Source organism: Oleiphilus sp. HI0067, from assembly GCF_001635735.1.
Window position 1 is genome coordinate 1 of the sequence record NZ_LWFI01000512.1, and the last position, 10,834, is coordinate 10,834.

A 10,834-nucleotide genomic window follows, 5' to 3' on the forward strand; every position below is an offset into this window, starting at 1 on the left:
TAGACTCCATGGACAGCCAAGACCGGGAACGTGTCGAGGAAGTCCTCGCCTACGAGGAAGATACTGCCGGTGGCCTGATGAACACCGACACGGTAACTATCCGTGCGGACATCACAATGGACGTTGTTCTGCGCTACTTGCGAAGACACCGAAGCCTACCCGAGATGACAGATAGTCTTCTCGTTGTTAGCCGAAATGGTGTTTTGGTCGGTATCCTTCCACTAACTACGATGTTGGTATCTAGCCCAAGTGCTACGGTTCGTGAGGTCATGGAAACAGACATCACGACAATCAACGTCAATATGCCAGATAGCGAAGTCGCGAATGTATTCGAACGTCAGGACTTGGTCACCGCACCAGTCGTGAACGACGATAATATATTGCTTGGGCGTATCACCATTGATGACGTGGTTGATGTCATTAGGGATGATGCTGATCACTCATTGATGAGTATGGCGGGGCTCGACGAGGATGAAGACACCTTCGCACCGGTGAAGCAAACAACCAAAAGGCGCGCTGTTTGGCTGGGCATAAACTTAGTCACCGCCTTTATTGCCTCTGCCGTGATTGGCATGTTTGAGGGTACTATTGAAAAAGTCGTGGCACTGGCTGTACTAATGCCAATCGTTGCCAGTATGGGCGGCATAGCAGGAAGCCAAACTCTTACACTTGTGATACGTGGTATGGCAGTCGGTCAAATCAGTAGTGGCAACTTAAAGTGGCTACTCAATCGCGAGTTCACTGTGAGCATGATTAACGGCGCATTATGGGCTGCCGTGGTTTCAGGCCTCGCAATGCTATGGTTCAAAGACATCACGATCGGAATCGTAATCGCATCAGCCTTAATGATTAATCTCGTTGTAGCCGCTATAGCAGGTACCGTACTCCCCTACTTTTTGAAATCGCGCGACATTGATCCAGCACTCGCAGGTGGCGTGATCTTGACTACTATCACTGATGTTGTAGGCTTCCTCTCCTTTTTAGGCCTAGCCTCAATCGCCTACGCATAAATTTGATCACAGGTACTTTATGAGTCAGCACGACCCATTCGATAGCAACAACGAAGATTTCGACGAAGACATTAAAAGTCGTAGCCAAATTAAACGCGAGATGGAAGCGTTACAAGCAATCGGCAAGCAGCTTTGTGAATTAAAAGCTTCCCACCTTGAACAAGTACCTATCTCAGAAGAATTAGAAGAAGGCATCACGACCTACAAACGCATCTCGTCACGGGAAGCCAAAAGACGCCAATTACAGTACATTGGCAAAGTCATGCGCAACCAAGACATTGATGCAATTCAGACAGTACTCGATCGATTCGATACATCTAGCGATATATACGCGAAACGCTTACATATGCTCGAAGCTTGGAGAGAAAGACTGATCAACGAAGGTAATGCGGCATTAACTGAATTCGTCGAAAAACACCCAAGCGTTGAGATACAGACATTACGCCAGCTTGTGAGAAACGCGAATAAAGATCGTCAAAACGAAAAGAATACCGGCGCAGCCAAAAAGCTTTTCAAGTTCTTGAAGCAATACGAAGAAGATATTCTGAATTAAATCGTAGCGCTCTATAAAACTACAAAGCGCAGCAGTAAAGACTAAAGACGCTTATGCTGGGCAATTGGCATCTTTTTGCGGATCTCGGATAAAAAGGAAAGATCTAAGTTCGCAACTATAATATCCGGCTCATGATTGGCTGATGCCAAAATATTCCCATCGGGATCAATGATCATACTGTTCCCCCAAGTACGGCGGCCCTTTTGGTGCTCTCCGCATTGATTTGCAGCCAACACAAAGCTTTGTGTCTCTATTGCACGAGCACGAAGCAATAACTCCCAATGACGACTCCCTGTCGCATAAGTAAAGGCCGAAGGAACAGTTATCAATTGAACACCCTGCTTCGCGTAATGCTGATAAAGCTCAGAAAACCTTAAGTCATAGCAAATGCTTAAGCCGAGCCCAACGCCCTCTATATAAACAACCTTTGGGTCATCCCCCGCGCAATAGGTATCTGACTCACGATAAGCCCCAACGCCATCATCTACATCCACATCAAAAAGATGGATTTTGTCGTAGTATTCAGTGTCTTTTTCTGGTGCAATCACGAAACTACGAGCGTAATACTTCCCCTCGCCATTCTCGACTGGAATTGAGCCACAAATGAGCGTCATATTTGTCTTGTTGCTCAAAGATTGAAACTGCTCAATACAAGCATCCACATGCGGAGCAAATTGCGCTAATGCACTTTGCCCAAAACAGAGAAAGTTTTCTGGAAATAAAACGAGCCGAGCACCTGAGGCACTGGCCTCTTCGATATACATCAAGGCATTATTGAAATTACTGCGCCAGTCGTCTGAACTATTCATTTGCACGACCGCGCAACACAACTGCGTATTACTTGGCATTGATGGCCTGCTCGAGCGTCATCTCTGGGTTGTCCCAATTCCCTTTCACGGCATAGCGCACAGTCGAAAGCCTTGATAAGGGTTGCCCTAAGATTTTATCAACTAGCCACACTGCTCCGCCTATAGCGGGGTTTCCCAACATCAGGCCCGCGATAGGAACATTGCTAGATAAAGGTAGTTCAACCAACATTTTCAGATCTAACATCTGCTCCGCTAAATCCACATGACCACTGAGCGTATAGTTACTTGAGGGACCATTGATCTTTAATGGATCAACAAAGCGAAGGTCGCCCTGATCCATCACGACATTGACATTGAGGTTGTCATAACTGATACCTTGCTTATACAAATCGGAAAAATCCAATTTCAATCTGCGAACTAAAGCATCGACATTAAACACGCCAAACAAACGCAAAATACCGGTTGCTTGGTTATCAGTTGAGATAACTCCATCTTCAAATGTCATAGAAGCAGTGCCAGATACTTTTGATAAAGCGAAGTTTTGTGGCTGATCTGGCCATACTAGCGCCAACTCCGATTTATATTTCCCACTCGTTAGTGGCGATTCCTGACCAAACAACTCCAGTACAGGCTTAACATTCGCTCCTGCAGTATCAAGCGTTAAGATAGTATGGCTATGACCTTCGTCATATTGCCATGACAGCTGCCCTTCTAGAGCACTCCCTGACACTTCACCGCGCAATTCCCTAAACACCATTCCATAGTCATCAGAATCTGTCCAAAAGCGCCACGCCCCCCATGCAGTGCCGCCAAAATACAAGTCATCCACCGCGAATGACATTGCCTCTATTTCTCTTGGATCTACATCTGCAACGTTATCTCCATCAAGACTCTCCGCTGGTTCTTCTATACGCAGGTGCTTCAGATTCACGGAAACTGGTGCAGCCCCTTTGGCAAAAACAATTTCACCCTCAGCGCCCTTACCTGACAAAACGATATTTATCTTGGATAAGGATGGTGAGATTCTCGCCTCGACATCTAGAGCGCGATGGTTAAACATATCTACGACAGGACTTTTGACAAAAATCTCTTTCAATATTCCTGCTTCACCCGCCTCGCCAGTAAAGGTCTCGCTAGCGAAATCTATCCATGGCTCAACTTCAATATGATCAAGCGCGACAGCAACACCCAAGCCCTCTTCAGAAAAACGATACGCGCCAAAGTCTAGAGGGTTTAATGATGATGACAGCACAAGCTTTCCGTACTCTAATTGCTCATCAACAAACAAGAGCTGCCCACTTCCTTTTGGTAGTGCCTGACCATCTAGAATGATAGTGACATCCGCTTGCTTCTCTTTAATCGAAGCATTTACTTGCACGGAATTTTTAGATTCAGATAATTTGGCAAAAGGTTCAGGCCAATCAACTGCAAGACCTTGCATATTGCTCGTCATCTCAAAACGTGCTGGCTCTTGCGCATCAGGAATTATCAATGAGGATTCAAAGGCGGTACGACCGCTTACGCCATAAAAAGGAACATTACTAGACCGCTTGTTCTCATCCGTGAATAGCTTACTGGGATTTAACTGCCCAGATAATTTCAACTCTGTTGCCGCTATATCCGAACGATTCTCTATATTTAAAAATGCAGCCTCGCCCATAAACTGCATCGATAACATATCGGCATTAATACCTGCTTGAGAATCCACCTTCAACTTACCCACGATGTTTTCCGCAAATAAGTGGCTATCTCGATGACTCGCTTTCAAACCTCGTGCATATACGTCAATGCTGTAATCGGTCTGCAGTTCATCCTGAAAAACTAAATTCAGCCCTAGATGCGCCTCCGCAGGCCCCTCAAAGCTAAGTAAATCTGAAACACCTCGGGTTGCATCAGCAATGGGAGACTCTGAAAGCCAATAATCATAATCCGCGCCATCAAGGGATAATTCAGCATCAACCTGTAAACGAGAGTCGGGCTCTTCTTCGCTTACCTCCGGCATAACGGCAGAGAGATTACGAACAGAAACACCGTTTATCTGCGCACTTTCAGCTTCTACGATCAGCCTGTCGTTGTGTAAATTCAGAGTTAAATCGAGATCAGTCAGTGACGGCCATAACTCGTCAAATTTTAGCTCGGCTGGCTTCGCTCTGAGCGCCAAGGTTGAACTAAAGCTATTATTGGGGCTGTCAGATTCGATACTTCCATACCCAATAAAACGCCCATCTTCTACAATGCCGCTTTTAAGCGACTCTGCGAGCCACTGATGTAAGGTCGAATCAACAGCATAATACGGTACAAAATCAATCACATTCGATAACTCAACATTTGTCATACCGAGCATCAAACCTAGGTAATCCTCTTGCGAATCGTCATTAAGTCGGAGAACAAAATCGCCAGTCACTTCTGCATCATCGAACAATTTCAACGACAGGCCTTGCGACTCGACCACATAGTCATCGCCATCTTGATACCATTGAACCCGGCCTGACGCGCTATAACTATCAAAGCTCTTTAAATACAAATCAGGGAAAAATAAGCCGAACTTTTCACTATAAAAATCGACGTAACCTAGGTTCTCATTAACTTCAATAAAACCGTCGATGTTCGTTGCACCAGGAGTACCCCTAAATGGCTTCAAAGATACTTTGTGTAGCTCTGATTTAAACGAAAAATCATCGCTTTCTGAATCCAAAGCAATATGCATGTTTTTAAGTAGACCACTAGGATCACTAACCCTAAGTCGCTCACTTAGATCGCTATCTAATAGATCGACCGATCGCAATAATTCGCCGGTACAATCTAGGTCTATTTGACTGACCGAGACATTCAGTCCAGCTTCGGAGGATTCAAGTACAGCTCCAGGAATTGAACATCGCTGCCCATTCCATTGATAGACAAGATTATCCAGGGCAACCCGATGCCCGTTTTCATTGCCTTGCCAAGAGAAACGCGCGGATGAATTCACTATCGGCAATAAAGTTTTTTGATCGGCACTCCAATTCAGACGATGTAATTGAACATCGGCATAAAGCCCTTCAACCTTTAGACCAGCTAGATCAAGCCATACGCGACCGCTCACATCCAAGTCGTTAATTACTAAACCTTTCCAAGAATAAGCCTCAAGAAAACGATCAAGAAAGTCAGCAGATCGCGCCTCAATATAGAGTTTTCCGGCAGTCGATGAACTAGATTCAAAATCAGCGCTGTTATAAACAAATCGCGCTAAGGGCTGCAATCCATTTGGACGAATGACGTTACCTTGCGCGAATATTTGTCCATCAATATACGTCAAACTTGAGGATGGAAGATGCCATACACGCTCATCTTTGCCATGCACTGTCACGCGCACGTATGCATCAACAAGCTTTAGGTTTGCGCCATCTAAAATATCTTCAATCGCAAACTGAGACGTACTGTCATCGTCTATTTGCAAATTAAATAAATCGACCCCGGCAAGCGACCACCCTCCTTGACTATCCTGATGCAGAGCAAGGTTCGTTTGGTCTAACTTAATAGATTTGATTCGCGGCGCTTGATTGAGCAGAGTATCCAAGAACGCGAACTTAATCTGTGCCGTTTTTATATGTGCGTTGGGTGCACCATTGACTGATATGCCGCGAATCTCAAGAATTGGATCAAAGCCACTCCACTTTGCCCCAAGTTGATCGATCACAACAGGCAGTTCCAGCTCAGAACTTAGGTAGCTTTGCAAAGAAAGGCGATAATCTGGAAGCTGTGAGAGGACTAAACGCCCTGCTACAACATAGACGAGGACCGCTATTAATGCGGTATACGCAAGCAGTTTCGCTTTGAATTTAAGCAGTTTGTAGGTTCGATTCAAAGCGAAAAACCTATGCGTTTATCTTAAGGGAGTGACGCTAGAGTAAAACAACGTCGTACTGGCCCTGATTGTACATTAGTTCAACCTGAAACTTTATCTGCTTGCCGATGAAAGTTTCTAAATCTGCGACATTATCAGACTCTTCATCCAACAGGCGATCAATGACACTTTGAGATGCCATCACCATGATCGATTGCGCATCGTACGCGCGACTAACTCGCAAGATTTCTCGCAAGATTTCATAACAGACGGTTTCAGCTGTTTTAAGTGAACCGGTGCCATCACAAACAGGGCAAGGCTCGCACAAAGTTTGCCCTAAGCTTTCTGTTGTTCGCTTACGCGTCATTTCCACTAAACCAAGTTCTGACACACAACTAATCGTGGTTCTAGCGTGATCGCGCTCGAGCATTTTCTCTAGCATACGCAAGACTTGACGCTGATGCTCTTCGTCTTCCATATCAATAAAGTCGAGGATAATAATCCCACCAAGATTACGCAAACGAAGCTGTCTTCCTATCGTTCGAGCCGCTTCGAGGTTGGTTTTAAAGATAGTTTCTTCGAGGTTTCTGTGGCCAACAAAAGCACCAGTATTAACGTCTATTGTGCTCATAGCCTCGGTTTGATCGATTATCAGGTAGCCACCAGACTTCAGCTGAACCTTCCTACCCAAGGCTTTTTGAATTTCGTCTTCAATGCTATACAGATCGAAAATCGGACGCTCACCTGGGTAATATTCCAATCGCGAACTGACATCAATCAAAAAGTTCTCTGAAAATTCTTTTACCTTCACAAAGCTTTCTTTGGAATCGATGCGAATTTTCTCTGTCTGCGGTTTTACCAAATCTCTTATAGCCCGCACATGAAGCGGTAATTCTTGGTATATCACCTCACCTACAGCACAATTTTTAATGCGCTGCTCTAGCTTGCTCCAGAGCCGAATGAGAAATCGAATATCCGCTTCAAATTCATCCTCGCCAGCGCCTTCTGCCGCTGTTCGAATAATAAATCCAGACCCGTTTTCATCTTTCGATTCGCTATCACCGGCTTCTGTATCAACAGCATCATTATTTTGCTCAGTCGCTGACTTCGGCTCAGCAGCACGCTCAGCAAAAAAAGCTTCACTTTTCGTGGCTTTCGTCACTAAGGAACGCAAACGATCACGCTCTGACTCTTCTTCAATACGTTGAGAGATACCAATGTGTTGGACGCTAGGCATGTACACAAGATAGCGACTCGCTACAGATAACTGAGTGGTTAATCTCGCACCCTTAGTGCCTATAGGATCTTTAGTGACTTGAACAACAAGAGGCTGACCCTCACGAAGCAAATGCGCAATATCAGGTTGCGCAGTATCTTTCTCTGCGGGCCCGACGATGTCAGAGACATGAATAAAAGCCGCACGCTCAAGACCGATATCTACAAAAGCTGCCTCCATTCCTGGCAATACGCGTACAACCTTGCCTTTATAGATATTACCGACAATCCCTAATCGACTGGATCGCTCGATATATACCTCTTGCAACATCCCGTTTTCTACAACCGCAACACGCGTTTCAACAGGGGTAACATTAATAAGCAACTCTTCGCTCAAAACACTATCCTTTTAAAGTTTTGATTCTAGACCGAACGATTTCAAACTCTGGTGAACTTCCGTTAAGGGTAAGCCAACAACATTACTGTAACTACCTTCTATTTTATCGACCAGTACCGCTCCGATGCCTTGGATGCCGTAACCACCAGCTTTATCGAAAGGCTCTTCGGTTTTCCAATAATCAGCGATTTCCTGATCGCTTAGCCCTCTAAAGAAGACTTTAGTTTTAACGATATGTTCCTGAACTTCGCTAAGCTGGCCATTACTTAATACTCCCAAAGCATAGGCAGTTGCGACCGTGTGATGATCACCTGACATCACGCGCATCATTCGTTGAAAATCAGAAAAATCTTCCGGCTTAATCAGAATTTGCTCACCATGCACGCAAACAGTATCGCCTGCCAGCATTAAGTAATCTCGACCATCAATACAAGTCTTAGAAAGACAAAACTGATGTGCTGCCGCTACTAGCTTCTCTTTTGCCATGCGAGCAACATAAGCATACGGCTTCTCAGAGTCATGAACTGACTCATCAATATCAACGGGGCTTTTTAATGGATCGTAACCTAGCTGTTGTAACAACTCTAAACGTCTAGGCGAGGCCGAAGCTAACACTAATTGCACTTACCTACCCTCGCAAAGCAAAGCTAATTCTGTCGTATACAACAACAAGAATAGGCCATAAAAACCCACTAAACATAGCCCGAAGCAACAAATCTGAAGGTGCTTCAGCTCGACTTAACAGAGAGGTAAAGGTGTTCACAATCAACAAATGAATAATGACAACAACGAACGCAACAAGAGACTGCTGCAACAAAGGATAAAGCTTAAAGCGCTTGTGCATGCCTATCGCAAGATACGACACGATACTCAAGGCTAAGGCGTTGATCCCAAGGTATACACCACTGATCACATCCAGCAGCAGACCAATAAAAAAGCCTACAGTTATACCAACAGTACTAGGCGAGCGCAGAGTCCAAAAGAAGACTGTCATGACCAACCACTCTGGTCTGAACAACGAAATCATTGCCGGCAAATATATGAGTTCGAGTATCACCGACAACATGAAGGTGATCACCACGGCCAACATACTAGGCTGATAAATCATTGAGCGACCTCAACACCGCTTTGTGGCGCATCATCTTTATTTGGAAAAACTAATAACAATAAACGACTGCGGTTAAGATTAGCTTGCGGAGTGACTTTCACTGTCGCAAATGCTGCTCCTGGATCGTGTGCAACTTTCGTCACGGTCGCTACAGGGTAGCCTGACGGAAAGCGCCCACCTAAACCAGAGCTCACAAGTAAATCTCCTTCCTGAATATCTGCTGTATCTGGAACATTTGCTAACTCTAAGGCGGATAGCGAACCAAACCCGTAGGCAACGGCGCGAACACCATTTCGATTAACCTGCACCGGCACGGCATGACGATCATCTGATATCAACAAAACCCGACTTTGAAACTCACTGACATCAATCACTTGGCCAACTAAGCCATATTCATCTAATACAGCTTGCCCAACATACACACCACTGCTGCGACCTTTATTGATCACAATATAATGTTTGTTTGGGTCAGGGCTCACACTTACAAGTTCGGTGACTACGACACCATCGTCAAGAACGCGAGAAGCATTCAATAACTCTCGCAAACGATTCAGCTCTGCGGTTGTACTAGCAAGCTTTTGAGACTGGCGTTCTAGAACAAGAACTTTAGCTTTAAGGGAATCTAACTCATCTTCGAGTGACGAACGGGAAGTAAAAAGAAAACCAATACCATCAGTGATATGACGCGGTACATCACTCATCCATTGAAATGGTGTCAGTACAGTACTAACACCACGCCGAACAGGATCGAGCTGATCATAACGCACATCGACAACGATCAGCACGACACTAACGAGAACCGCCAGTATCAAGCGATAGCCCAAATACGGACCTTGTACAAATACAGTACTAATGGCGCACTCCTAATGGCAAAGCAACTAAGCCCACTTCTATAGCAGGATTTAGGTAGCTTGCTTATTCGACAGCAAAAATACCATCTGCGCCGTTTGTATCGATAAGCTCAAGCGCTTTACCGCCGCCACGAGCAACACATGTCAACGGATCTTCAGCAACAATAACTGGTAAGCCAGTCTCTTCGCTTAACAAACGATCAAGACCGCGAAGTAGTGAACCACCGCCAGTTAGTACGATTCCTCGTTCAGCAATGTCTGAAGCAAGCTCTGGTGGAGATTGCTCAAGCGCGCCTTTCACAGCTTGAACAATTGCAGCTAGAGATTCTTGTAACGCTTCTAAGATTTCGTCGCTATTTAAAGTAAATCCACGAGGAACACCTTCAGCTAGGTTACGTCCACGCACGTCGATTTCACGAATTTCCAAGCCTTCGTAAGCACAACCAATCTCTTGTTTAATACGCTCTGCTGTCGCATCACCAATTAAACTACCGTAGTTGCGACGCACATAAGTCACAATATTTTCGTCAAAGCGGTCGCCACCGACTTTAACTGAATCTGCATAGACGATACCGTTCAATGAGATAATCGCGATTTCAGTTGTACCACCACCGATATCAACGACCATCGAACCACTCGCCTCTTCCACAGGTAATCCTGCACCAATCGCTGCAGCCATAGGCTCTTCGATCAAATACACTTCACGTGCACCGGCACCTAATGCAGATTCACGAATCGCTTTTTGTTCAACTTTTGTAGAACGACTTGGTACACAGACCAACACGCGAGGACTCGGCGTAATAAAACTATTCTCGTGAACCTTATGAATAAAATGCTGAAGCATTTTTTCAGTTACTACGAAATCTGCAATCACACCATCCTTTAACGGACGAATTGCAGTGATGTTTCCGGGGGTACGACCAAGCATTCGTTTTGCTTCGGCACCCACCGCAGCAACACTTTTTTGAGCGCCCGAATTTCTAATCGCGACAACAGAAGGTTCATCTAAAACTATGCCGCGTTCGCGCACATAAATAAGTGTATTTGCAGTCCCCAAATCGATCGACA

Annotated in this window: 9 protein-coding genes; 2 read left to right on the top strand and 7 right to left on the bottom strand. The window is 45.1% G+C overall.

Annotated features, from left to right (window positions below):
- Together mgtE and yjgA are read left to right on the top strand one after the other, a co-directional pair.
- On the top strand, positions 1 to 1,010 hold a 1,010-nt coding region (gene mgtE / locus A3739_RS06050), incomplete at its 5' end, for a magnesium transporter (RefSeq protein ID WP_068500690.1).
- A 19-nt stretch (positions 1,011 to 1,029) separates the two neighbouring features.
- Positions 1,030 to 1,563: a ribosome biogenesis factor YjgA gene (gene yjgA, locus A3739_RS06055; RefSeq protein ID WP_068476106.1), complete on the top strand. Its 534-nt coding sequence runs from the start codon at positions 1,030 to 1,032 to the stop codon at positions 1,561 to 1,563.
- 41 nt (positions 1,564 to 1,604) lie between these two features.
- Here yjgA and A3739_RS06060 read toward each other — a convergent pair whose 3' ends face one another.
- The 7 genes from A3739_RS06060 to A3739_RS06090 all read right to left on the bottom strand — a co-directional run.
- Positions 1,605 to 2,372: a carbon-nitrogen hydrolase family protein gene (locus A3739_RS06060; protein ID WP_197469578.1), complete on the bottom strand. Its 768-nt coding sequence runs from the start codon at positions 2,370 to 2,372 to the stop codon at positions 1,605 to 1,607.
- A gap of 28 nt (positions 2,373 to 2,400) precedes the next feature.
- A complete protein-coding gene (locus tag A3739_RS06065) occupies positions 2,401 to 6,216 on the bottom strand; it encodes a YhdP family protein (RefSeq protein ID WP_068476108.1) in 3,816 nt (1,271 codons plus the stop codon).
- Between the two features lie 37 nt (positions 6,217 to 6,253).
- On the bottom strand, positions 6,254 to 7,807 hold the full coding sequence (locus A3739_RS06070) for an Rne/Rng family ribonuclease (RefSeq protein WP_068476109.1): 1,554 nt from the start codon (positions 7,805 to 7,807) through the stop codon (positions 6,254 to 6,256).
- 12 nt (positions 7,808 to 7,819) lie between these two features.
- Complete coding sequence (locus tag A3739_RS06075; protein WP_068476110.1) at positions 7,820 to 8,431, bottom strand: nucleoside triphosphate pyrophosphatase; 612 nt, start codon at positions 8,429 to 8,431, stop codon at positions 7,820 to 7,822.
- Between the two features lie 4 nt (positions 8,432 to 8,435).
- On the bottom strand, positions 8,436 to 8,915 hold the full coding sequence (gene mreD / locus A3739_RS06080; RefSeq protein ID WP_068476111.1) for a rod shape-determining protein MreD: 480 nt from the start codon (positions 8,913 to 8,915) through the stop codon (positions 8,436 to 8,438).
- Positions 8,912 to 9,769 carry a rod shape-determining protein MreC gene (gene mreC, locus A3739_RS06085; protein ID WP_082869349.1) on the bottom strand — a complete coding sequence of 286 codons (858 nt, stop codon included), beginning with the start codon at positions 9,767 to 9,769 and terminating at the stop codon, positions 8,912 to 8,914. The genes mreD and mreC overlap by 4 nt, the downstream gene beginning before the upstream one ends.
- 61 nt (positions 9,770 to 9,830) lie before the next feature.
- Positions 9,831 to 10,834: rod shape-determining protein (locus A3739_RS06090; protein WP_068500692.1), on the bottom strand; the 1,004-nt coding region annotated here is incomplete at its 5' end.

What these genes read in the sequence shown, in the direction of transcription:
- A3739_RS06060 (WP_197469578.1), bottom strand. Translation starts at nt 2,372, where the DNA reads ATGAATAGTTCAGACGACTGGCGCAGTAATTTCAATAATGCCTTGATG.
- mreD (WP_068476111.1), bottom strand. Translation starts at nt 8,915, where the DNA reads ATGATTTATCAGCCTAGTATGTTGGCCGTGGTGATCACCTTCATGTTG.
- yjgA (WP_068476106.1), top strand. Translation starts at nt 1,030, where the DNA reads ATGAGTCAGCACGACCCATTCGATAGCAACAACGAAGATTTCGACGAA.